The 22,868-nt window shown below is 38.3% G+C and carries 22 protein-coding genes and 1 pseudogene; 9 read left to right on the top strand and 14 right to left on the bottom strand.

Annotated elements, in window-relative coordinates; translation table 11 throughout:
* The first annotated feature begins 234 nt into the window (after positions 1–234).
* A complete protein-coding gene (locus tag RG571_RS04090; protein ID WP_258430377.1) occupies positions 235–687 on the top strand; it encodes a hypothetical protein in 453 nt (150 codons plus the stop codon).
* 482 nt (positions 688–1,169) lie between these two features.
* On the opposite strand, the gene RG571_RS04095 is transcribed toward RG571_RS04090, so the two are convergent.
* From RG571_RS04095 to RG571_RS04110, 4 genes are all read right to left on the bottom strand, one after another.
* Complete coding sequence (locus RG571_RS04095) at positions 1,170–1,736, bottom strand: N-acetyltransferase (RefSeq protein ID WP_002299952.1); 567 nt, start codon at positions 1,734–1,736, stop codon at positions 1,170–1,172.
* Between the two features lie 54 nt (positions 1,737–1,790).
* Complete coding sequence (locus RG571_RS04100; protein WP_002291570.1) at positions 1,791–1,970, bottom strand: hypothetical protein; 180 nt, start codon at positions 1,968–1,970, stop codon at positions 1,791–1,793.
* 76 nt (positions 1,971–2,046) lie between these two features.
* Positions 2,047–2,556, bottom strand: coding sequence for a hypothetical protein (locus tag RG571_RS04105; RefSeq protein WP_002323788.1), 510 nt, complete (start codon positions 2,554–2,556; stop codon positions 2,047–2,049).
* A gap of 95 nt (positions 2,557–2,651) precedes the next feature.
* Positions 2,652–3,032 carry a VOC family protein gene (locus RG571_RS04110; protein ID WP_002287076.1) on the bottom strand — a complete coding sequence of 127 codons (381 nt, stop codon included), beginning with the start codon at positions 3,030–3,032 and terminating at the stop codon, positions 2,652–2,654.
* Between the two features lie 330 nt (positions 3,033–3,362).
* Here RG571_RS04110 and pnuC point away from each other — a divergent pair, with 330 nt between their 5' ends.
* Positions 3,363–4,112, top strand: a complete 750-nt coding sequence (gene pnuC, locus RG571_RS04115; protein WP_002339041.1) for a nicotinamide riboside transporter PnuC — start codon at positions 3,363–3,365, stop codon at positions 4,110–4,112.
* Positions 4,113–4,295: 183 nt separating this feature from the next.
* Here pnuC and RG571_RS04120 read toward each other — a convergent pair whose 3' ends face one another.
* A complete protein-coding gene (locus RG571_RS04120) occupies positions 4,296–5,573 on the bottom strand; it encodes a hypothetical protein (protein WP_002323716.1) in 1,278 nt (425 codons plus the stop codon).
* A 78-nt stretch (positions 5,574–5,651) separates the two neighbouring features.
* Positions 5,652–6,296, bottom strand: a complete 645-nt coding sequence (gene pcp / locus RG571_RS04125) for a pyroglutamyl-peptidase I (RefSeq protein WP_002287081.1) — start codon at positions 6,294–6,296, stop codon at positions 5,652–5,654.
* 235 nt (positions 6,297–6,531) lie between these two features.
* On the opposite strand from pcp, the gene RG571_RS04130 reads away from it, so the two are divergent.
* The 3 genes from RG571_RS04130 to RG571_RS04140 all read left to right on the top strand — a co-directional run bounded on the left by RG571_RS04130 (position 6,532) and on the right by RG571_RS04140 (position 9,818).
* On the top strand, positions 6,532–6,990 hold the full coding sequence (locus tag RG571_RS04130) for a lactococcin 972 family bacteriocin (protein ID WP_002323785.1): 459 nt from the start codon (positions 6,532–6,534) through the stop codon (positions 6,988–6,990).
* Positions 6,991–7,078: 88 nt separating this feature from the next.
* On the top strand, positions 7,079–9,124 hold the full coding sequence (locus tag RG571_RS04135; RefSeq protein ID WP_002339043.1) for a hypothetical protein: 2,046 nt from the start codon (positions 7,079–7,081) through the stop codon (positions 9,122–9,124).
* Between the two features lie 7 nt (positions 9,125–9,131).
* Complete coding sequence (locus RG571_RS04140) at positions 9,132–9,818, top strand: putative bacteriocin export ABC transporter (RefSeq protein WP_010829566.1); 687 nt, start codon at positions 9,132–9,134, stop codon at positions 9,816–9,818.
* 188 nt (positions 9,819–10,006) lie between these two features.
* Here the strand turns inward: RG571_RS04140 and RG571_RS04145 are convergent.
* Positions 10,007–10,951 (bottom strand): annotated as a pseudogene (locus RG571_RS04145) (DUF979 domain-containing protein).
* Position 10,952: 1 nt separating this feature from the next.
* Positions 10,953–11,639, bottom strand: a complete 687-nt coding sequence (locus RG571_RS04150; RefSeq protein ID WP_002287083.1) for a DUF969 domain-containing protein — start codon at positions 11,637–11,639, stop codon at positions 10,953–10,955.
* A 473-nt stretch (positions 11,640–12,112) separates the two neighbouring features.
* Between RG571_RS04150 and RG571_RS04155 the strand changes: the two genes are divergently transcribed.
* The 3 genes from RG571_RS04155 to RG571_RS04165 all read left to right on the top strand — a co-directional run bounded on the left by RG571_RS04155 (position 12,113) and on the right by RG571_RS04165 (position 14,262).
* Entirely contained in the window at positions 12,113–12,433 is a 321-nt protein-coding gene (locus RG571_RS04155) for a multidrug efflux SMR transporter (RefSeq protein WP_002287086.1), read from the top strand.
* Positions 12,434–12,586: 153 nt separating this feature from the next.
* The gene (locus tag RG571_RS04160; protein ID WP_002299964.1) at positions 12,587–13,492 is read left to right on the top strand and encodes an ABC transporter ATP-binding protein; all 906 of its coding nucleotides are present in this window, start codon (positions 12,587–12,589) and stop codon (positions 13,490–13,492) included.
* Complete coding sequence (locus tag RG571_RS04165; protein ID WP_002323780.1) at positions 13,489–14,262, top strand: ABC transporter permease subunit; 774 nt, start codon at positions 13,489–13,491, stop codon at positions 14,260–14,262. The genes RG571_RS04160 and RG571_RS04165 overlap by 4 nt, the downstream gene beginning before the upstream one ends.
* 180 nt (positions 14,263–14,442) lie before the next feature.
* Here the strand turns inward: RG571_RS04165 and RG571_RS04170 are convergent, their stop codons facing one another.
* The gene (locus RG571_RS04170; protein WP_002323779.1) at positions 14,443–15,867 is read right to left on the bottom strand and encodes a basic amino acid/polyamine antiporter; all 1,425 of its coding nucleotides are present in this window, start codon (positions 15,865–15,867) and stop codon (positions 14,443–14,445) included.
* A 210-nt stretch (positions 15,868–16,077) separates the two neighbouring features.
* On the opposite strand from RG571_RS04170, the gene nrdI reads away from it, so the two are divergent.
* A complete protein-coding gene (nrdI, locus tag RG571_RS04175) occupies positions 16,078–16,524 on the top strand; it encodes a class Ib ribonucleoside-diphosphate reductase assembly flavoprotein NrdI (RefSeq protein WP_002287091.1) in 447 nt (148 codons plus the stop codon).
* A 64-nt stretch (positions 16,525–16,588) separates the two neighbouring features.
* Here nrdI and RG571_RS04180 read toward each other — a convergent pair whose 3' ends face one another.
* From RG571_RS04180 to eat(A), 5 genes are all read right to left on the bottom strand, one after another.
* On the bottom strand, positions 16,589–18,565 hold the full coding sequence (locus RG571_RS04180; protein WP_258430303.1) for a glucose PTS transporter subunit IIA: 1,977 nt from the start codon (positions 18,563–18,565) through the stop codon (positions 16,589–16,591).
* 13 nt (positions 18,566–18,578) lie between these two features.
* Positions 18,579–19,475, bottom strand: coding sequence for an N-acetylmuramic acid 6-phosphate etherase (murQ, locus tag RG571_RS04185; protein ID WP_002287094.1), 897 nt, complete (start codon positions 19,473–19,475; stop codon positions 18,579–18,581).
* 2 nt (positions 19,476–19,477) lie between these two features.
* A complete protein-coding gene (locus RG571_RS04190; protein ID WP_308947519.1) occupies positions 19,478–20,539 on the bottom strand; it encodes a MupG family TIM beta-alpha barrel fold protein in 1,062 nt (353 codons plus the stop codon).
* Positions 20,540–20,750: 211 nt separating this feature from the next.
* Positions 20,751–21,278, bottom strand: a complete 528-nt coding sequence (locus tag RG571_RS04195; RefSeq protein WP_002296174.1) for a histidine phosphatase family protein — start codon at positions 21,276–21,278, stop codon at positions 20,751–20,753.
* Positions 21,279–21,344: 66 nt separating this feature from the next.
* A complete protein-coding gene (gene eat(A), locus RG571_RS04200) occupies positions 21,345–22,847 on the bottom strand; it encodes an ABC-F type ribosomal protection-like protein Eat(A) (RefSeq protein WP_308947518.1) in 1,503 nt (500 codons plus the stop codon).
* Positions 22,848–22,868 lie beyond the last annotated feature (21 nt).

The following is a 22,868-nucleotide window of genomic DNA, read 5'->3' on the forward strand; positions in this document are numbered from 1 at the left end:
ATAAAACAGCAACGGACAGCAAAAAACAGCTAGATAAAAAACATTTTTAATCATAAAAAACCTCCATTTATATTTTTATATCCTGATTATATATTGAATTTTTATGCACACCAAACAAAACTTTAATTATATTACTATTTTTTCGCAAATATGGTAAAATATCAGAAAAAAAGAAGGTAAAGGAGAGGGACATATGAAAAAAAGTTATTAAAAAGAACTATTTATACATCGCATTTGTTATTATTATTCATAATCAGCGGTTGCAATTCGAATTACAATAAAATAACTCATGTTACAATAGAAAAAATTACAGCTAATGGAACCTTACAAACTAGAGGAACTTATATTTTAGATAATGGGTATTTAGAAATCAGTAAAGAATTTAAACAAAATATAAATTTAAATACCTCTCCAACAAAATTGTTAAGCGAAACCGATCGACTGTTACTGGCTGAAATGATTAAAGAAGACTTTCCTTCCGAAACTATTTCTACTGAAAATCCAGAGTTACTGCAAAGTTTCAACAGGAAAGTCAAAAATGGAAGAGTGGAAATCGATTCTGATAATAAAAAAACTTATCTAATCGGAAAAGATTACAAAAAGGAATTTACATGGGTAGCTGATAACCAAACAAGATTGAAAGATTCATTCGGAGTCGAATATAGTTTTACAACGGATAGCAAATAGGACTGTGACAAAAATCGTGTCACAGTCCTTTATTTCGAATAAACGGTGTTCAAAAGCCAGTTTCTCGGTATTAAGCCAAATTTATGCAAAAATGTAGAAAGCCATTTTCACAAAATTTTTCTTAATACTCGAAACTAAGCGGCTTTTTCACAACCTCTTCCTTAAACGGTGTTCAAAAGCTTGCATCTGCGGTAATAAGCCCAACCAAACGAAAAATAGGAGGAGCTATTTTTATTTGGCTGTTCTTATTACTTGATGCAGGGCAGCTTTTTCACAACCTCTGATACACGGTGTTCCAGAAGTAGCTTCTTCGAAAAATAAGCCGAAATTTTACAAAAATTTGAGAAGCAATTTTCGTAAATTCCTTCTTATTTCTTGAAGCTGACCACTTCTGTCACAACCTTATTAAAACCTATTCAATTTTTAGTAACGTTCATTCTTCTTTACACCATTATTATTTTTTCACTATTTGACAATTTAAATCAATTTAATTTCTTTTGCATATGATCATAAAGATGACCACTGATCATCCGCTGACCGACAACTTTGAAGTCATGGCGTTCGTATAATTTTTTAGCCTTTGGATTTTTTTCATCCACACTTAGACCGATGACGGAGCGATTAGCTTTCTTCGCCAATTTAGGTAATGCTTCTAATAACCGTGAACCGATGCCTTGTCCTCTAAAATCTTCTGATACGCTGATAGAGTCCAAATACCATTCATCGGGAAACGTTTCTTTATCAATAAACAAACGTGTAGACGCATCTAGCTGATATTTCTCTAAGATAGGTACCAGTGGCTGATCGATGATTGATTCTTCTTCATCTGTATAACCGTAAGCAACTCCTGCAACTTTACCGTCTATTTCTTCTACGATACCTCGTGAATAACTGTAACGATAATTTGGATCAGTGATTGCTTCTTCTAAAATCTCTAAAGTCTTTTGTTCCCCTGTCTGCTTCAAAAATGGCAATTCCATGTCTTTTAGAATCACTAAGATCAATGGGGCGATTTCTGGAGCATCTTCTTTTCTCGCAAAACGAATCATAGTTTCCTCTCCTTTTCTCCATTCTAACATGCAGAAAAAGAAATCGCAAAATCGTTATTTTAAAAAATCTTCAATCTTTTCAGTAATGAAATAACCATGAGTAACGATTCTTGCCGCTTCAGTTCGGCAATAAGGGCAGACGACTGGCATTTCTTTATCATTATGTTCGACTACATTATTGACTTCTTCGTATGCAAATTTTTTTCCGCAATTAGGGCATTTCATTTTTTCCATGTTATCTCAACTTCCTTTCATCTTTACTCTCTTAGCTTACTCTTATATTGTAAAAAAGAGAAGCAATATCCTTCTTCTATGCAGATATCCATACCTGACGGTCCTGTTCTCCATCTATTAATCGGACTTTATAATAAGGACGTTCATCTTTGACTAGAAGTGTCCACTCTTTCACTTTTGCTTTTTTCCCGTAGTAGCTGACTGCTTCCTTCATCGCTGCTTGCGGTTGTTTGAACTCTTCCGTTTTTTCTATATCAAAAAGATGTTCTGCGGCCTTTTTCGTGTCATTTCGTACGGTTGTTTTCCCAGTGGATGGATTGACTGCTATGACTTGTCCTTCACAAAAAAACTGGTATTCATATGTTGCATTCGTAGGATTCTCCAAATCTTTTTCAACTGCAAAATGAATAGCAGATATGTTATGTTCTTTTGTTTCGTTTTTTACGATTGCTGCTGCTTTTTTCAATGAGATCCGATATTCCTGGTCACTAATATCATCCATGTGAAAAGCGGCATTGAGCAGTCCCGTCATACCGGTAATCCCTATTACGATGAGGGCAGCAACACCAAACATCATTTTTTTCATTCTTCATTCTCCTGTTTCTTTTTTTTAAAGAATATCAAGAAATGATCGAATGAAAAATCGAATGAAACGAAAAAAAAGTGACAATTTTGTTATCTTTATTCGTGCAATTCTAATGGCAATCCGTCTGGATCAAAGAAAAACGTCATTTTTTTTCCTGTAAAGGTATCTTCTCTAATCGGTTCTGATTCGATCCCTAAGGACTGCAATTCTGCAATTGTTTCTTCAATATCGTCTACTTTGAAAGCAAGATGACGCAAGCCACAAGCTTCTGGATAGTTTGGTCGTTGTGGTGCATTAGCAATTCCAAAAATCTCCAATTCAGCACTTCCTAGTTTCAGATCTAATTTATAGTCATCTCGTTCTTTGCGGTAATTTTCTCTGATTACTTCAAATCCTAATTTATTAACATAAAAATCACGTGATTTCTGATAATCTGAAACAATGATGGCTATATGATGGATCGTTGTAAGGTTCATATGAGCACTCCTATTCTTCGTTTAAGCTCGGATCTATATTAATCTCCAGTTCCATTGTAAATGTGTCAGATTGAAAAAAATAGCTGTTTTTCCTTTTTATAAGAAAAAAGGCAAAAAAAAACAGAAAGTAGGTCCTCCAAGACACTCTTCCTGTTCCCAATATAATAAATGAAAGTAAGAAATTATATTTTCAAGAAAACAAACAGAAAATTATCATAACACAAATTATTTATAATTGAAAGACTAGTTTTTTTTCAAGAAAAGCATACAATAGATTGTGTTAGTAAATACAGAACACACTACATTTAGTGTCTTAAGGAGTCCTCATACATGAAGTCATATTTTCAGTTTTTAGCTCATCAGCTAAAAGGCTGGCCGCAACAAAATTATTATCTTTTCTTTTTCAGTCTTGGCTGCCAGGTCATGACTCTTGTCAATAGTCCCATCACTTGGCTGTCCGTTATTACATTTATCGGTACCACGCTTGGTGTATTGTGTATTTTATCCATCAATGCGGCAAAATCAGTCAACGGTATTTTAGGTATTTTGTCTGCGATTTGTTTTATTATCGTTGGATTCTCAGCAAAGAACTATTTAAGTATCGGTGAACAGATTGCTTATATGATCACATTGGATATCCCCGTATTGTTAAGTAAAGAATGGAATCATAATATGGCTTCAAAAATCCGAAAATTCACTGGAAAAAGCTGGTTTATCGCAATCATCAGTACTTTCCTTGTCTATCTTGTTTCAGGATTCCTGATTGGTCGTTATACAGATGATCCTCGGCCGTGGGTAGATGCCATTGCTTTTTCTATTAGCTTGACTGCTGGTATCATCAGTTTCTTGCGTTACAACAACCAATATTACTGGTGGTTAGCTTCAGGGCTTGCTCAAATGGTCCTTTGGTATATTTCATTTACGCATGGATCTGCAAGTTTGGCGATGTTCGTGAACAGCTCTGTTTACTTGCTGAATGATGTCCTTGCATTTACCGTTTCACCTTGGTATAACCAAAAAGAACGTGAACGTATGCAAAAAATGGAAGAAGAATACTACAACGCACAACAACGCGCATAAAAAAACTGAGCGTGGGACAAAAGTAAAGAACACTTTTGTCTCACGCTCTAAACACGTATAAACGGCGGAAGCAGAAGCAACTCCTTCGGAAATAAGCTGAAATTCACAAAAATTTGAAAAGCAATTTTCGTGAATTCCTTCTTATTTCTTGGAGTTAAACGCTTCTGTCCCAGCCTCTATTTTTTATAGTAATTCCTTCAGATACTTTCTTGCCTCATCATTGAAACGCAGTGATTCTTCTAACTTCTGATAATATTCCAACGCTTGTTTCTGAGCTTCAGTAAAACGATAATGTTTTCCTTTCCATTTGTCGATTGTCTCTTGCACATTTCCAGATTGGATATCTTTCACTACTAGTTGCCATTTTTCTTTTGAGACTGTACGGTCTTTCTTATCAGCAGATTGTATAGCTTCTCGTTCTTTACGCAATACTTTTAAAAAACCATTTCTGACTATCCGAGGAATGCTGTCGAAGAACCCTTCTGTAAAACCATAGCGACAATATTGCTTCCAAATAAATAGATAGATTTTTGGTTGGATGAATCGTTGGTTTTTCGCAAAATATTCCATCTGAGCAGTGACTTCTGGTGTTCGTTGACGTTTTGTCTTTCTCAACACAGAAATAAATGTTTCAAAATAAGCATTAGGATGTACTGGCACTTCTTCATATACGATGGATTGCCAATCTTTACGTAAAAATGCGCGATAGTTGATCAAGAATTCTTCTACATCCTTTACTAATTCTTCTGCAAAGTCGTCAAATAGTTCTTTTTTTATCTGTCGCTTTTTTGGCTGCCCATTGATGTGTTCACTTATTTTCTTGATTTCATTTTCCAATGCTTGATAATCCGCTATGTAAATCGGCATTTCTACTTGGCGAAATTCTGCGAGCCGCTGAGCTAATTTTATATCCGGTAAATATGGCTGTTTCATCCGACGATTTTGGTACAAGACAAAACAGTATTTTTGCCATAGTCCTTCAGGAAAATCGATATTCTTCTGCTTAAGCCATAATAATTCGTCTAAGGCCAGATCAACTTTTGTCATTCCCTGATGGATCGAAGCTGCCACTGTCGGAGAGACATGCAGGTGATCGGCAAAGTGGTTGATGCCTAGTTTTAGGATCTTTCCGGTTTTTGGCGATTTAACGATGTATTGCACTTTTAATTCTCTACCACACTCACAATACAATTTTTGCTGGCTTCGTTTTGTTCGAAAAAACGGATTGATCTTGAAGTCAGAAAACACCCAATCTGTTGCAGCTAAATAATGTTCTTCCATAAAACGAGAGCTGATTAGATATCGGCGGTGCTTATCGACTAGTTCCCGCTGTTTTTTCGTTAATTTTGCATAGATTTCCCAACGTTGACTGCTTGTGTATTGTTTAGAAATTTTGATGGGATAGCTTTTGCTGATTTCTTTTGGAAACCATTCTTCAAAGACGGATTGCCATTCTTCCACGGCTGTTTCTTTCCTTTCTAATTACAAAAAGCTGGCTACTAACATAACGTTAGCAACCAGCCAGTGTTTCTTGCTAAATTAGTGAGTTGTTCCGGCATTTCCGGAAATATCTTCTTTATTTTCTACTGCTGCTTCAACTGCATAAGTCAAAGAAGAAGCAATGTCTTCTAAAGACATAGAAGGCGTACCCACTGGACGATCGATCACTTGATCGGGTGAGAATGGCACGTGGATGAACCCACCTCGAATTGCCGGGAATTGTGTTTCGATCAAATGAAGCAAACGATACATGATATCATTGCAGACAAATGTTCCTGCTGTATAAGAGATGTACGCTGGTAGACCATGATCTTGTACATTTTTTGTCATTGCTTTGATTGGCAATGAGGTAAAGTAAGCGGCTGGACCGTTTTCTTCTAAAGCCGTATCGAATGGCTGATTTCCTTCATTATCAGGGATTCTTGCTTCTGCTAGATTGATTGCGACACGTTCGAACGAGACTGCTGACCGTCCACCTGCTTGTCCGACACAGATCACGACATCTGGTTGGTGCTGTTGGATGGCTTCTTTGACTACTTGACTGCTTTTTTCGAATACGGTCGGTACTTCCACTTTGATGATTTCAGCACCGCTGATTTCATCTGGCATTTTTTTTACTGCTTCATAGGCTGGATTCACTTTGTCCCCACCAAATGGATCAAAACCTGTTACTAGTACTTTCATCTGTTGTTCCTCCGTCCGATTGATTTAACATATGGTTATCTTTTATCATACCATTTTCCTTGCACAGCGTAAATAAAGGAAACAATAGTTTAAATAACATAACAGATCAAACTTAATATATTCTTATAAAAAAAATAGTGTTCCACTACTTTGAAAACGGATTAATTTGCTATAAAATAAAGATTGTCTGATGTAAATATCACCTATACCATTTATTTAAGAAAGGAAGTAAGAAATGAAAAAAATAACGTTAGTTTGCAAAATAGGACTTCTTTTAGGAAGCACTGTCGTTACCATGGCACAAACAGAAGTCCACGCTGGCACAGTAACAGACTCAAAAAATGAAATACGGATAACCGAACAAATGCCTCGATCAGGCGGGGTCATTTTGGATGATAGTGGGAAAGTGATCGGCACGACAGATCCCTCTCTCATAACGGATGCCCCTTTAGAAAGCAGAGGATCTGTCCATATCCACCGCGGGCATTGGACATACGGGACGCATAGTTGGCCTGCTATGCCAATAGGACAAAAACGTGCTTGGTCAAATTTCAATCATTATGATTTCTATCACCATGCAACAGCAGTTGTTGGCGGTAACAGGCGAACAGCTTATGCTGGAGCGAACCAATATGCCTATGCCACTGTAGTAGGTGATAGCAGACACACTGGCTTAGCGTATTACGGCTGGTGATGAGTCACTTCTAAGTAACCACATCGATGTTTTCATCAGACGTCATTAAAAAGTTGCTACCTATTTTAACAGTAAAGGATCACGTTTCATGAACAATAAACTTATTCGGTTGAATTTATTTGTCCTTTTTCCTATCCTTTCATTTATGATTTTCTTTTATGTCCAAGAGATGGCACAAGAAAGGATCATCGCCAATAGCTATTCGCTCCCTAAACAATACCAATCGTTCGATCTACCTCGAATGATCCAAGACGATCGACAAAACTTTTCGAGAAATCTCACCATTTTGCTCGAAACGGCAGAAGAAGAACAGTTGAACGTACTTTTTCGTGAAACAAATTTCACACCCAAAATCACGAACGGAAAGCCTGATCCAAGTGTTGATCTAGTCGTGATCGACTATTATTCTAATGAGCCAGATTTGAGAACGCTACTGAATCAACCATCAGCAAAACACCTCTCAACCCAACACTATGTGATCAATTATGCTACGTTCAACAATCATCCATTGATAGAGCTGCCTTCCTTTAAAGAAGCAACGAAATTTGTGGAGAGCCAACATACAGAGAAGGTATCAGCGTTCATCGAAAGCTTAATGACTAAATATAATAAACTCTACCAACCTTCATTCACAGTACAGGATTTTCAATATACCGACCATCCAGAAACCATCATGTTGCTTGATTTTCGACCTGTGAGAAATCTGATCTTTATCAGTCTGGTCTTCTTCTTGCTATTCACTGCTCTATGGCTATTTGACAATGCAAGAAAGTTGACGATCCTTCGATTGAATGGGCTTTCTTGTGTGGTGATTTTATATAAAGTCCTGATAAAGCATCTGCTTTTCCTGTTCGGACTGTGTTGTTTTGTCCAGCTGGTTTTTGATCCATCGATCTTCCTTTTGAATATGAGCCACCAAGTTGCTTTTTTTACCGTATCTATCGTTAGTTTGCTATGTGTTGTTTATTTCTTATGTACCACTTCTTTTGTGGAGAATCTAAATAGGAAATCGTATGCCAGAACCTTTATTTTTTCACTTTATTTCTTCAAGACCATCGCCTTCGTCTGGTGCTTGGCAAGCGTCCTTACTGTTGTCGAATTGGTCAATCTGTCGCTTCTTCCTTTTACGTATCCGGATGAATTTTCTGAGTATGCAGTATTTTATAATACCTATTCAGGGAAAAACAACCATGAAGTCATCAGTATCGAAAACAATGTATTAAGTGCCCAACAAGACCGCTTGTACCAATATCTAGAAGAAAACGGGATGCTACTGATTGGTACCATCAGTTACTTTATGGAAGAAGAAGAGATCAACCGGAAAATTTGTGTAAATGTCAATTATCTGCAAAAATACCCGATCATCAGCGTAACTGGACAAAAAATAGCGATCTCTCCCGAGGAAACACAACGTGTCTTTCTAATACCGGAAAGATTGGAGAACCAGTTCCAAGAAATCAAAGAACATTGTTTGCATGGCTACTTTCTGGATGAATCGCAAGCTGATTTTTATCTTATTCGGTCCAAACAAGAGATCCATACATTCTATCCAGACGAAGAGATCATTCATTATCCGAATGTCATCGAAGTCCAAACAAGAAACAACAGTGCGGGGAACCTCCGACAAGTCATTACAGGTAATGGGTACTTTGATCCGGTGAAAGTTCCTATCACTCACTCGGTCGAGGAAACATTTGAACCGATCAAAAAGATACTGGAAGAAAATTATTTATTGGACAACTATCCAGTCCTCACCCCGCTTTCAGAAATCAAAAAAATAGATTTACAAAGAGGTTTTGGCGAAATCAAACGACGTAGTCTGGAAATTCTCTTCGCTCTTTATCTTTTGGTCACGATGATTGCCTATCTCGTGCTGATCTCTTTGAAAATCAAAAAACAGAAATATACGATTTGGCGCTTGAATGGTATGTCCATGATCAAAACCTATCGTATGATTTTCTTGCCGTTTTTCATACAGTATGGTGCATTGATTTTATATACAATTTTCACCGATATGCCTTTTGCTTGGATCCAGAGTCTGATTCTTTTTTCTATCTTAGAGATAGGGATGATTTTCCTCACTCTACACCGTTTGGGAAGAAAAGAAAAAGCAACTATATTAAAAGGAGAATGATGTCTTGATGCCTCTCATCCAATTAGATCATGTAACGAAAGCCTACAAACAAAAACTTGTCCTGGATTCTGTCTCCTTGTCGATCGATCAAGGAGAATTTTGGACGATCCACGGAAAAAGCGGTGCAGGAAAATCTACTCTATTGAACCTTTTGGGACTGATTGATTCATTCGATGAAGGAACGGTCTCGCTCTTTGGAAAAAATGCGCCGAAAATCAACAGCAAAGCAGCTCTTTTACTACGTAGAAATAAAATCTCTTATCTTTTCCAAAATCATGGATTGATCGAAGATGAAACGATCACGGACAATTTGAATATTCCCTTCATTTATCGAAAGACCAGACGAAGAGAAAAAATTAAACTGCAGCAAGAAGCTCTTGATCAGGTATCCTTAGACTATCCATTGAAAACAAAAGTCTATCGACTTTCTGGCGGAGAAAAGCAACGCCTAGCTTTCGCCAAACTTCTACTAGAAGATAAAGAACTGATCCTAGCAGATGAACCCACTGGTTCTTTAGATAACGAGAACCGTAACCATATCTTGGATCTGCTATTCCAACAGCATCGCGCAGGGAAAACAGTCATCGTTGTGACCCATGACCCTTATATCATCGAAAAAAGTCCACGCTCTTTTTCGATAGATTCGTGGCAGGAAACTAAAAAAAGAGGTTGTGAAATCAGCGCTCTGACCTGAGTATTAGAGAAACAAACAGGAGGCGTGACACAACTAGTGTCACACCTCCTGTTTCCTAATAAAAGGTGTTCCAGAAGTAGCTTCTTCGAAAAATAAGCCGAAATTCCACAAAAATTTGAGAAGCTATTTTCGTCAATTCCTTCTTATTTTTTGAAGCTGTCCACTTCTATCACAACCCTTCTCTTCTATTATTTAAATAGAATCATATAAGCAATTTGGAAAACTAGCATAAATAACGCAATAAACAACTGGTTTTTGATCACTCCGTATTTGTCTTTCATCTCCAGCATCGCTACAGGCACGATATTGAAGTTAGCAGCCATCGGTGTCAGCAGGGTCCCACAAAAACCGCAAGTCAATGCAACCATTCCTATTAACGCTGGATTCGCTCCATGACTAAATACGAATGGTGCACCGATCCCAACCGTCATCACGGTGATGGCCGCAAATGCATTCCCCATGATTACCGTAAATATCACCATGCCAAGAGCGTAAATGATGATGCCGATGTTCACATTTCCTTCTGGAACGATCGTACCTACTGCATTGGAAATCACTGTCCCAACTCCAGCGCTTGTAAATACCGCACCTAGAGAAGCTAAAAGCATTGGCAACATGCTTAACGGCCCTACTGTGCCCAGCATATCTGCTGCATCATCTAAAAATGTACTTGGTCGATTATCTCGAGAAAAGAACATCAAGATTAGCATGGCTGCAAAAACACCGACGCCCACGCCGACTAAAGCACCTAAATTGGTAAATAGAGCAAACAAGATCGCAAAGACACCGATACTCAAAGCTGGAATAAAGATTTTCATTCCTAGTTTGTCTGACATTTTTTCCATATATTCTTTTGATGGAAGCCGGCTTTATCCTTTGCTGACTTTCTTAGCAATTGCTGGTATGGTCATCGCAAAGATCAAGCCACCGTTCACGATTGCCGGAAGCCATCTTCCTCCTGCAATAACTACCCCTAAAACCGTCCAGAAAAAGGCTGAGCCGTAACGATGAGGATTGGTTTTATCTGTTAAGTTTCTTACTCCAGTGTAAATCAACACAAGTCCCATCACGATATAAAGGATCTCCAATAATTTATCACCTAACAAAATATCAGGATTTGTAAAAAAGTCCATCTTATTGCCCCTTTCCTGGATAATATTTCTTCGCTAATTTCTTTTCTTTAAGATAGAAGTAGACACTTGCCACAACTAAAGCCGTGATAGCCACTGGAACTTCCACTAAAGCAAGCTGTCCCAATGTTACGTCATATCCTAGATCTTTCAGTGTTGATTGGACTAGCAACGCCCCTGCTCCTCCGATGAATAGTACTTGGCCAAAGAACCAGCAGACATTTTCCATAGCCGAAGCCATACCTTTTAGTTCTTCTTCATGCTTAGGATGGACTTCTAATCCTTTTGATTCGATGGTCCCCAATGCCATCGGTAAAATGATTGGACGAACAAATCCAGCAACTCCACCAAAACTCACGTTAAAAGCCGCAAAGATCATTCGAAAGATCCCATAAATATCTACAATCATACCAGCAGATACTTTCTTGAATCGCTTGATCAAGGAAGCCGCTGATTCTTTCAGACCATTTCTTTCAAGCGTTCCTGTTGCCAACATAATGATGATAAAAATCGCCATCCCGCGATTGTTTACAAAACTTGTACCTAAAAGTTCTAACATTCCTTGAATGCCAAGACCGCCAGTCAAAGCTGTAACAACTAAAGCAACCATTACGATCAATATCGAGTCTAATTTAAATGCAAACCCGAGAATAACAATCAAGACGCCTAAAAGGCTAAGATAATTTTCCATATATTTTCCTCCATAAAATGACAATATTTTTTTAATTATAAAGCAAAACACATAAAAAATATAGTTGTTTTCTCACGAAATAGACACTATTTTTAAATATTTTTCGTTATTTTTTTATCACAAAAATTATCTTACTTATTGTAAGGTAAAGCTTTTTTTAATTTATTGCCCGCTAATATATAGAAATAAGGTCTAGTTACTGTTTTTTTTAAATGATTAATAAATAACAACTCCTTTCTGTGAAATTGCAAAGCATTCATCTTCTTTTCTGCTAACGATATATTCGTCAATGCTTGGTACACTTTACTAAAAAGTATGAGATTGCCGATATCTGGATAGGTGTGCTATACTACAGAAAAAGATATACGATCTGCCACCGGGTAGTAAAAAAGAGGATGATCATTCCATTAGGTCTTTGAAGGGATGATTCTCCTCTTTTTGTGTATTTTTTATATTGAAGGAGGAACGTATGTATGGCATGGATGGAATTAATCATAGCAGGAATTTTGGAAGTATTCTGGTCAACGATGATGAAATGGAGTGATGGTTTTTCTAAAATCAATTATTCTTTTTACACAGTGATTGGAATGATTGCTAGTTTTTATTTTTTATCAAAGGCAATCAAAAGTTTGCCGATGAGTCTCTCTTATCCTATCTGGACAGGGATTGGCGCAGTTGGTTCGGTCATAATTGGTGTGGTCTTGTTTCATGATAAGCTGAATCTTTCCACTTGGTTCTTTGTGGGGATGCTACTCATCAGTATCATTGGCATCAAGATTACTAGCGGCCACTAGACACTTGGAATAAGTACTGATCAGAAAAAATAAGCCTTTTTATTTAATATTCAATTTTTTTATGAAAAAATAAGAAATAAGTCCAATGACCTAGCGACTTCTCCACTCATCAGGTGTATGCTTGTACTATCTATAGAAAAGGAGTGAATATTTTTGAAAAGTCTTTCGGTCCAAGAATTATCCAAGAACTTTGGTCACAAACAAGCCCTCAGCGATGTCAGTTTTAGCTTATCTCCTGGCAAAATCGTTGGATTAGTAGGTCCTAATGGCGCTGGAAAAACAACGATCATGAAAGCTATTTTAGGACTGATCCATTACTCAGATGGAACAATCCGTATTGGGGAAAATGAGATTTCTCCCTCTAGTCATAAAGGGTTGGAACAAGTAGGAGCATTGATCGAATATCCGGGTATCTACCCATTCTTAACAGGCTATGATCATCTGAAGTTATTCTCTGAAACAAACGATGTATCTGCTATCGATACTATCGTGAATCAGCTCAAGATGGAAAAGTACATTCACAAAAAAGCGAAATCTTACTCGTTGGGAATGAAACAAAAGCTAGGGATTGCTCTTGCCTTACTGAACCATCCTTCTATCGTTATTTTAGATGAACCGATGAACGGGTTGGATCCACAAGCAACAAGAGATGTGCGAAAAATCATTACCGACTTGGCTACTCAAGGCACCTCTTTCTTGATCTCCAGTCACTTACTCAGTGAGCTTGAAAAAATGGTGGATGAACTGATCCTGATCAATCAAGGAAAGATCATCAAGCAATGTACAATGGCTGAATTGAACCAAGCAGCGCAAGATTTCATCATTATCTCTACAACGAATGATCTAGCTGCTCGAACGATCTTGACAGAAGCTGGATATACTTTGGAAGATTCTGATAAAATCAAGCTTTTAAAAGAAAACGAAGAATTATTAGGAACCGTGATCCAGTTATTGTCTGCACAAAATATCCATGTGACAGACGTCCAGCATCTGACGAATGATTTGGAATCTTCTCTATTGGAAATTCTGGATTCAGTAAAGGGGGAAGAAGAAAAATGACATTGATTGTAAAACAAGAATTATTTAAATTGATCAAGAAAAAGTCAACTGCTGTTTTATCTGTTCTATTAGTTGTTTTGCTCATAGGAACAGCACTTCTAGCCAAAAAATACACAACGATCATTGATCCAGTTGAAATGACTGCTCAGCTTTTTAGTGCCACATCTTGGATTGTCTTTATCATGATTGCAGCTGCAAGCACGATCATTTCGATGGAAGCACAATATGGTACATTGAAAAATCTCCTTTATAGAAAGTATTCTCGAGGAGAAATATTAGTAAGCAAATGGATCACATTAGTTATTTATTCTGTTTATTTATACCTTTTAGCTATTATTGTCACTGTGTTGATGAAACTGATTCTTTTCCCTTCGATTTCCTTCACGGAGAAGGTTTCTACTGGTCAAACACTGATCCAAAGCTTGTTCACTTATACTTTGGGTAGTTATATCGGTTTATGGCTGATTTTAAGTTTAGTGTTGATGATTGCTTGCTTTATCAATAGTTCCGGTGCATCCATCTCAGCAGGAATCGTCTTTTATTTTGCTTCGTCAATCATATCTGGTATCCTTATCGCACTCATCCAAAAATGGGAGTGGATCAAATGGAATCCGATCAGTATGTTGAATCTGCAAAACCAAATTGGAAACGAAGAGATCATGAAGCAATTGACTCATCTTTCTACTAATCAAATGCTGTTCGGTAATTTAGCTTACATCGTTTTGTTCTTAGCATTAGGATATCTCGTATTTAAGCGAAAAAATGTATGATGACTCATCAAAAAAGAGGTTGTGAAAGAGACGTTCAGCCTTATTGCCGATTGGCTGTCTCTTAAACACCGTTTATTCTGAAAAAGGAGCTGTGACAACATTTGTGTCACAGCTCCTTTCCTAGTATGTTTTTGAATAAACGACAGGCTCACAACCTCTCTTTATACTTCTTTTATACTTCTATACGTGAAGCATCCCAGTGGCAAATAAAACCATTGCAATCACTCCGACCATCGTCACACCTATAAGTAAAATCTTATCTAAGTGGATATGTTGTACAGGCTCGTTTTGCTCCTTACGTGCTTTGAGATAAAAATAAATGCCTGGCAAGAAAAGAACAAGAACAAGCATTACTTCATTAAAGGCTACGACTAGCATAGCCCATACTTGAAAGGCACTTGCTAAAAGCCCTACTAAAAATTGGACCCATTCTTTCCGCTGATAAGAAAGTTTCATTTGGTACAATCCTAAGAAAAGCCACGTGAAGAAAATAGCTGCTGTACCAAGTGTGTAAGCAAAGTTATAAGCACTGTCAGTGAATAATAATGAGAGTAAAAAGACATTCGTACATAACGTCGTCAATACGATAGCATAAGTTGGTGCCCCATTTTTGTTGAGTTTTCCCCATGCTTTAGGCAAAAGTCCGTCTTCAGCCATGTTTCCCATTGTTTCAATCGGTAAGATCGTCCATGAGAGCCAAACACCAACTAAAGAAATGATCAAACCGCCGTTGATCACGACTGCTCCCCATTTACCAACCATCATTTCAAACACATAGCCCATAGCAGGCTGCGCCTTGATCGTTTGCAGCTGATTCATCGTCATTGTCCCATATGGAAGCATGGAAACCAAGACGTAAATAATAATCAAGCCGAATATCCCTAGAATCGTTGCTTTCCCAACATCTGATTGTTTTTTTGCTCGTGAACCTACGACAGAGGCTCCTTCAATACCAACAAATACCCAAAGCATCACCATGATGCAACTCAATACTTGACTGGAAAACGTGATCGGCTGTCCATTCGCATTCAATATAATGTCGCTAGAAAAGTTATCAATGAATTGTTGGATCGAAAACGTGCTGATAGCTACTACAATAAATAAAAATAATGGCACTAATTTACAGAATGTGACGATAGCATTGACGAAACTAGCATTTTCGACTCCCCGATTCACTAGCCATGCATATCCCCATAAAAAGACTGTACTCATCACGATCGATGCCAGATTTTGCCCACCTTCAAATACTGGGAAGAAATATCCTAATGCGCTCATCAACAATGTTGCAAAAGCTACGTTGCCTAACCAGCATGTGAGCCAGTAACCCCAACCGCTGATAAAACCAGCGAAACGGCCAAAACCTTCTTCTGCGTAACTAAAGATCCCGCCTTTTAAATCTGGACGTTTTTTATTGATATTATTGATCGATAAGGAGAGCATCAACATTGCTGTTCCTACGAGTACCCAACTGAAAATAGCTGGGCCGCCAGCCGATCCGGAGATGTCCGTCATAATACCAAATACGCCACCTCCAATCGCTGAACCAATTACTAAGGCAGCAAGTGGAATTAAACCAATTCCTTTTTTCTGTTGCTCTGTATCCATGTAAGCATCCTCCAAAATAAAACCGCTTTTATCAAAAAGTATAACAAACCTTTTTTATTTTTACTTAATTAATAAAAACTTTAATAGAAATATAATTCTACCGGCTTTTTTCTCATTATACAAGCAAAGCGCCTAGTCCCTTTCCAAATTACACCACCAAAAAACTTAAAAAAGATGCTATACTAAAAGGAAAGAATTGGGGGATGATCCATGAACATTTTATATATATCGATTTCAGGAAATACGCGTGCCTTTGCCAAACATCTAGCAGAATATGCTGAAAAAATGCATGCAGAAGATCCTGTCAATCCTGAAGTTACTTTAAAAGAAATCCATGAAAATAGTGATTTTACGAAAGAAACAGAACCATTTTTTACTTTCGTTCCTACTTATTTAGACGGCGGAAATGGTTTAGATAACGGTGATACAGAAATCTTGACCGAAACGATGCGTGAATATCTGGAACATGAAGACAATCATAAACTTTGTCTTGGTGTAGTCGGTAGCGGGAATAAAAACTTCAATAATCAGTATTGTCTAACAGCCAAACAATATGCACAAACATTTGGCTTTCCTTTCTTGGCAGATTATGAATTACGGGGAACACCATCTGATGTGACACGAATTTATCAGATTTTAGCAGAAAACAATAAATAATAAAAAAGAAGAAGCTGAAAAATAGATTTCAGCTTCTTCTTTCGTTTCTATTGTTTCTATCATATTAAGCTTTGACATCCATCACAGGTGCTTTTGCTTTACCTGTTTTTTCCAAGACAAAGTTTTTTACACGATCCATATTGGTTACCAAGACGATCATGGATGTTTCTTTGCCTGCTGCTTTGATCGCTTCTAAGTCAGCTTCTGCTACAAGCGTATCAGGTGTCACTTGCTGCCCTTCTGTTACTTTCACATCAAATGGCGCACCGCCTAAGTCAACTGTGTTGATTCCCATATGAAGCAAGATTTCTAAACCATTTGGCGTTGTGATCCCAATAGCGTGTTTCGTTGGGAAGACAGAACTGACTACCCCAGTAACTGGAGAATGGATATGTCCGTTTTCTGGTTCTACAAAGTAGCCTTCACCCATCATCTTTTGTGCAAAAACTGGATCACTTGCTTTATCTAAAGAAACAACTGTTCCGTCAGCAACTGATGAGAGGATAGTCACACTTTCAGCTGAAGTTTGAGGTACTGCTTTTTCAGGCACTTCATTTACTGTGGCTGTTTCAGTCGCTAATTCTTCTTTTTCTAAACGGTCTTTAGGAATACCGAAGAAGAATGTAGCAACGAAGCCACCAGCATAAGCTGCCAATAATCCAAGGATGTAGCCTAACCATTTACCGTCAGAGATCAATGGGATCAAAGCGGCTCCTGAAGGTCCAATAGCGATAGCCCCGACATTTCCGATCATTCCGATCACTGCCCCGCCGATACCTCCACCGATACAAGCAGTAATAAATGGGCGTCCTAGAGGTAATGTTACTCCGTAAATCAATGGTTCGCCGATTCCTAGGATCCCGACTGGTAAAGCTCCTTTGATCATTTCTGTTAATTCTTTATCTTTTTTGCAGCGAATCCATAATGCCAATGCTGCACCCACTTGTCCTGCACCAGCCATCGCAAGAATTGGAAGCAATAGCGTACGACCAGTTTCATCAATCATTTGCACATGGATTGGAGTCAAAATTTGATGCAGTCCGAACATAACCATCGGCAAGAATAATGTGCCTAGAACGAAGCCGGCAAATGCTCCACCAACGCCAAGTACCCAGTTGATCCCACCGACCATGCCATCAGAAATGAAACCTGCTAAAGGCATGATGAAGAAAATTTCAATCAGACCGATGGCAATCAATGAAAGAGTTGGTGTAACGATGATATCTACCGCATCAGGTACTACTTTATGCAGTTTTTTCTCAACGATTGACAATAGCCAAACAGCGAAGATGACACCTAAGATCCCACCTTGTCCAGCTGCAAGAGCTTCACCAGTAAATAAGTTTTTCAGTGGTGCTTCCGGATTCATCCCTGTCAGCATCACAACGGCCCCGATAACTCCACCAAGAGTTGGTGTTGCACCAAAAACTTGTGCAGCATTGATACCTGTATAGATAACTAGGTAGCTAAACATCCCGTTTTTCAAGATGTTCATCACATCGATATATTGTTGCCATGTTGCTGCATCAAGTGTTCCGGCTGTGACTAAGTTTGCTAAAACTGCGGCAATCCCTGCCACGATCCCAGTACCGACAAATGCAGGAATCATTGGCACAAAGATATTAGAAATGTCTTTTAATACCGATTTGATTTTAGATGGTTTTTGTTTCGATTTTTGTGCCGCTTTCATTTCTTGTGCCCGTTCGTTTACACGGTCTTTTCCAGACGCTGATGAATTTGCTGTAGCTGCACTTACAGAAGGAAGTTTTTCTCCTAATTTCACGCCTGCCAAATCAACCATTTGCTGTGCTACTTTGTTCACTTTCCCAGGTCCGATGATGACTTGAAGCTGTTCATCTTCTACTACACCAAGCACTCCTGGAATCGCTTTTAATTCAGAGACATTTACAAGATCATCATTGATGATCTTCATACGCACACGAGTCATGCAGTGGACAATGCTTTCTACATTGCCCATGCCGCCTGCCCCTTTATAAATTTGTTTTGCCAGTTCTTCCAAAGTCAGTTCGTTTTTTGCCATGGTCTTTTCCCCCTCATAAGGTCCCTTTTACAAATCCGTTTGCTTCAGCTAATTTTGCTTGAGCTTCCTCTTTATCACTATTTGTCAAAATCATGACGATAGCCAGCTTAACATTTTGATCTGCTTCTTCAAAGTACTTTTCAGCTGTTTCGTAATCAGCTTCTGTCGCTTGCATGATGATTCGTTTTGAGCGTTCGATTAGTTTTTCATTTGTTGGTTTGACATCGACCATCAAGTTATTGAATACTTTACCTATACCAATCATACTGATAGTAGAAATCATATTCAAGATCAGTTTTTGTGCTGTTCCTGACTTCAATCGAGTAGAGCCTGTCAAAAATTCTGGACCTGCATCGACTTCGATTGGGAAATCCGCGTGTTTACTGATTTCGGCTTGTTTATTGCAAGAAATCGTTCCTGTGACAGCACCGATCGATTTTGCGTAATCTAATCCACCGATCACATATGGTGTACGACCGCTAGCTGCGATACCAATAACTATATCATTTTTTGTCAAATTCAGCTTGATTAGATCTTCTTGCCCTAGCTCATAAGAATCCTCGGCCCCTTCGACAGCTACAGTCATTGCTTCTTCTCCACCAGCAATTAGACCTATGACCATTTCCGGTTCTACACCGAATGTCGGTACGCATTCAGCAGCATCTAACACACCTAGTCTTCCACTTGTTCCGGCTCCCATATAAATCAGACGTCCACCTTTTTTAAAGGATTCAATCGTGTTAGCAATCACTGGTTCGATACTTGTCAGTTCTTTTTCAACCGCAGCGGCCACTTTCTGATCTTCTTTGTTCATTAGTTGAACGGCTTGAGAAATACTCATCTCATCTAATCCAAAAGTTTCTTGGTTTCTGCGTTCCGTTGTTAGGTTCTCTAAATTGATTTTGCTCATTTTTATCTTCCTTCTTTTCTTATAAATTGATAGTTCATACCAGCTTTGATTTGGTTGATCAATGGTAGCTCTTCTTTGATAACTTTGGCTACTACATTCACTTTTTCATCCGCTGGCAAATCATATTTAGTTAATTGGATCTCACCCATATAGCGCAAATACTTTTCGTTATCTAAAGTAATAGACCCTTTCATACGCGTAGCTGTATTTCTTGCTGGGATAGACGGAATCTCTCGAAAACGTGCATCTGCGCTTCGTATGACATCTCTTGCATCGTCTTGCCGATTCGTATGCTTCCCTAATATATATTCGTAAAATTCTTCATCTACAGGTTCTGTATGGAGCAAGACTGTCTGTTCTTTTTGGAAAGAAGCAAATTGCTCCTGAACGTTTTCTGACAGACCTGCATCTCCGATGTAAACAATATACGTGTTACTTGCTAATAGATCTAGAGCGCCTGCAAGAGGATGGACCCCGCGATGTTCTTCCAAAGTCGGCAATCCTTGATGTAGTGGGCCTCTCAACTCTGTATCTCCTGGTACAAAACCTTGGACAAGGAGACCTTGAATTTTGAGCCATTGATTTTTTTTCTGATACCATTCTTTGTCCAGCCCTGTTTCGGGACGTGGATAATAATTATGCCAAGCTTCAATCTGTGAGAAATCAGCTTCTGCTTCTTTCAATTCATCGATATCTTTAGGCGTGATCGTGCTAGCATTCAAACTGATTTTCAATTGATGTGACCAGTCGGCAATCTGCTGATTGGAAATATGATAATCCATTCTTAAACCTGTTACACCAATTGCTTTCAAAGGCGTGAGATCTTCTAATGAAAAACCCGCTCGTTCCAATGCCTCTCCTGAAATATCGACCATCAATTCTAGTTTATTCTTTTTCGCTTCGCTTCCTAGTTCGATCAATCGCTTTTGATATGCCGAAACATCATCTTCTGGTATATGCATGGAAGTGAAAATACCGACAAAGCCATTGGATGCCATTTGGCGGATATACTGTTTCTTCTCTTCTGACAAAGAATCGTTCATAAATATTGAAAAGCCAAACATATTATCCCTCTTTTTCTGTATCCGTCTTCATTTCTATGACTAGAGTATATATCTAAAGAAACAAAATTTCAATACTTTTATTAAAATAATTAAATTTCATTTCTAAAGGTTGAGTTTATATTACCAAAAGAATTGTCATAACCTAAAAAAAGGCACTGCTAAGCAAAAGCAGTGCCTTGAAATATTTTATTTAAATAACACAAAAACATAATTACTCATAAGAAACCAATTCTGTATTATCTACCATGAATGTAAAGAACCCCTCATTAGGCATCGGATGAAAATAAGCATTGATCACTCTTATCAAGGCATTATGGCAAACTAACAGATAGACATTTTCTTCGTCTTCGATGCATTCTTTCAATAAAGGAACGATCCGTGCATACACATCTAAGACTGACTCCCCATTTGGGAATCGTACAGCGAACGCTAAACGTGCTTTTTGAAAGTTCTCATCTTTGCTTGGCAGTCCATCATAATCCCCAAAATCCATTTCTACCAATCGTTCATCAACCGTCAGCGGCAAGCTGAGACGATCAGCAACTGCTTGTGCTGTATCTCTTGCTCGTTGAAGAGGGGAATGGATGATTTTCGTGATTGGAACAGGCAAATCTACTACCTTTTCTGCTAGTTTCTGTGCCTGCATCTGTCCTTTTTCAGTCAGCGGCACATCTGCCCGTCCGCAAACTAATCCTTGTGCGTTCCAAGTTGTTTCTCCGTGTCTCGTTACATAAAGCATGTGATTCTCTCCTTCGTTGGCAAAGTTCCCCTTAACCATACCTTGTTGTTCTTGAGATTACAAGGGTTAGATTTTCTCAAGAGAAATAATCTCAGTAGATACTTTATCCAGGAAGGTTTGATCATGTTCCACTAGTAACATGGCAGGTTTCACGTTCAAGATCAGTTGTTCTAATTGTTCTTGATTGAAGACATCCAAATAATTCAATGGTTCATCCCATATATATAGTTCAGCTGGCTGTGATAAAGATTTAGCCAATTCCACTTTTTTCCGTTGGCCCATACTCATCTGCTCGATCTTGTTATGAAAAACATCTCTTTCCATCCCAAGCTTTCGGAGGTTGTTCAAAAATGCTTGGTAGTCTACTTGGTTTTTCTCTGCAAATTCCGCCAACGTTCCTCGATTGTCTTCATAATTTTGGCGTACATAACTAATGCTCAGATGTTTTGGCTGGGATTTTTCTCCTATAACCTTGCCGTTGAATGCCCCCAGAAGATAATGGATAATGGATGACTTTCCTGCACCGTTAGGACCTGAAATCGCCACCCGCTGATGAGGCTCGATTGTAAAATGAATTGGCTCGAATAACAGATTCTCATACCCTAATTGAAGATCTTCTACGCTTAAAAGTCGCTTATGGTGAGACGCTTGGCTATTCATCGTCAAAGAATCGATATATTCGATATCTTTCAATAGTTTTTCTTTCTCGCTGATCTGGGTCTCCATCCGATTCACGATTGCTTTGGATCGTTTCATCGTCCGTACAGCATCAGCACCCACTGCTCCTTTATTCACTCGTCTAGATTCAGTATCGATGAATCCGACTTGTTTCTTTGTTTTATCTCCTTCTCGGGAACGAGACCATTCGGCTTTTTCAGCTGCTGTTTTCTTTAGCCTACTGACTTCTTTTTTCAATTTTTCATTTTGAGCCATTTCAAATTCATCACGAAGTTTTTTCTGTTCTTCATAGATAGAGAAATTCCCTTGATAAAGTTCCAGTTGACTTTTTTCGATTGCTAAAACATGGTCCACTACTTCATCGATAAATCCCCGGTCATGGCTGACCACGATGAAGCCTTGTTTTTTCTTTTTCAAATAAGCCGCTACTTGTTTTCTACCAGAGATATCCAAATGATTCGTTGGTTCATCGATTAACGGGAAATGAGTGTCATCCACAAATAAAAGTGCCAGTAGGACTTTTGTCTTCTCTCCCCCTGATAGTGTGCTGAATTCTCTCCATAAGATTTCAGGATCTGTTTGCATCAATTGGAGCTCTCTTTCGATTTCCCATATCTCAAAATCCGTAATATCATTTAACACGTAATAGGTTAAACGTTCTTTATCTTTTGTCTGTTGCGGGAAATAGACAAATTCTTGCTGATGGATTACTTGCCCTTGATAAGGTAGTTTGTTTTGTAGAATATTCAGTAAAGTTGTCTTTCCTCGACCGTTTCGTCCGATAAGTCCTAGTTTCCATTGTGTGTCAAAATTTAGATTTGCTTGTTCAAATAATAATGTGCCTTGGCTGTCGTAGCCGAATGTCAGATTTTTTATTTCGATTTTAGACATTTTCCATCACCTCGTAAAAAA

This window comes from Enterococcus sp. FR204, assembly GCF_031143325.1.
GTDB classification, from domain to species: Bacteria; Bacillota; Bacilli; order Lactobacillales; family Enterococcaceae; genus Enterococcus_B; species Enterococcus_B faecium.

What these genes read in the sequence shown, in the direction of transcription:
- RG571_RS04095 (WP_002299952.1), bottom strand. Translation starts at nt 1,736, where the DNA reads ATGATTCGTTTTGCGAGAAAAGAAGATGCTCCAGAAATCGCCCCATTG.
- RG571_RS04100 (WP_002291570.1), bottom strand. Translation starts at nt 1,970, where the DNA reads ATGGAAAAAATGAAATGCCCTAATTGCGGAAAAAAATTTGCATACGAA.
- RG571_RS04105 (WP_002323788.1), bottom strand. Translation starts at nt 2,556, where the DNA reads ATGAAAAAAATGATGTTTGGTGTTGCTGCCCTCATCGTAATAGGGATT.
- RG571_RS04110 (WP_002287076.1), bottom strand. Translation starts at nt 3,032, where the DNA reads ATGAACCTTACAACGATCCATCATATAGCCATCATTGTTTCAGATTAT.
- pnuC (WP_002339041.1), top strand. Translation starts at nt 3,363, where the DNA reads ATGAAGTCATATTTTCAGTTTTTAGCTCATCAGCTAAAAGGCTGGCCG.
- pcp (WP_002287081.1), bottom strand. Translation starts at nt 6,296, where the DNA reads ATGAAAGTACTAGTAACAGGTTTTGATCCATTTGGTGGGGACAAAGTG.
- RG571_RS04130 (WP_002323785.1), top strand. Translation starts at nt 6,532, where the DNA reads ATGAAAAAAATAACGTTAGTTTGCAAAATAGGACTTCTTTTAGGAAGC.
- RG571_RS04135 (WP_002339043.1), top strand. Translation starts at nt 7,079, where the DNA reads ATGAACAATAAACTTATTCGGTTGAATTTATTTGTCCTTTTTCCTATC.
- RG571_RS04140 (WP_010829566.1), top strand. Translation starts at nt 9,132, where the DNA reads ATGCCTCTCATCCAATTAGATCATGTAACGAAAGCCTACAAACAAAAA.
- RG571_RS04150 (WP_002287083.1), bottom strand. Translation starts at nt 11,639, where the DNA reads ATGGAAAATTATCTTAGCCTTTTAGGCGTCTTGATTGTTATTCTCGGG.
- RG571_RS04155 (WP_002287086.1), top strand. Translation starts at nt 12,113, where the DNA reads ATGGCATGGATGGAATTAATCATAGCAGGAATTTTGGAAGTATTCTGG.
- RG571_RS04165 (WP_002323780.1), top strand. Translation starts at nt 13,489, where the DNA reads ATGACATTGATTGTAAAACAAGAATTATTTAAATTGATCAAGAAAAAG.
- RG571_RS04170 (WP_002323779.1), bottom strand. Translation starts at nt 15,867, where the DNA reads ATGGATACAGAGCAACAGAAAAAAGGAATTGGTTTAATTCCACTTGCT.
- nrdI (WP_002287091.1), top strand. Translation starts at nt 16,078, where the DNA reads ATGAACATTTTATATATATCGATTTCAGGAAATACGCGTGCCTTTGCC.
- RG571_RS04180 (WP_258430303.1), bottom strand. Translation starts at nt 18,565, where the DNA reads ATGGCAAAAAACGAACTGACTTTGGAAGAACTGGCAAAACAAATTTAT.
- murQ (WP_002287094.1), bottom strand. Translation starts at nt 19,475, where the DNA reads ATGAGCAAAATCAATTTAGAGAACCTAACAACGGAACGCAGAAACCAA.
- RG571_RS04190 (WP_308947519.1), bottom strand. Translation starts at nt 20,539, where the DNA reads ATGTTTGGCTTTTCAATATTTATGAACGATTCTTTGTCAGAAGAGAAG.
- RG571_RS04195 (WP_002296174.1), bottom strand. Translation starts at nt 21,278, where the DNA reads ATGCTTTATGTAACGAGACACGGAGAAACAACTTGGAACGCACAAGGA.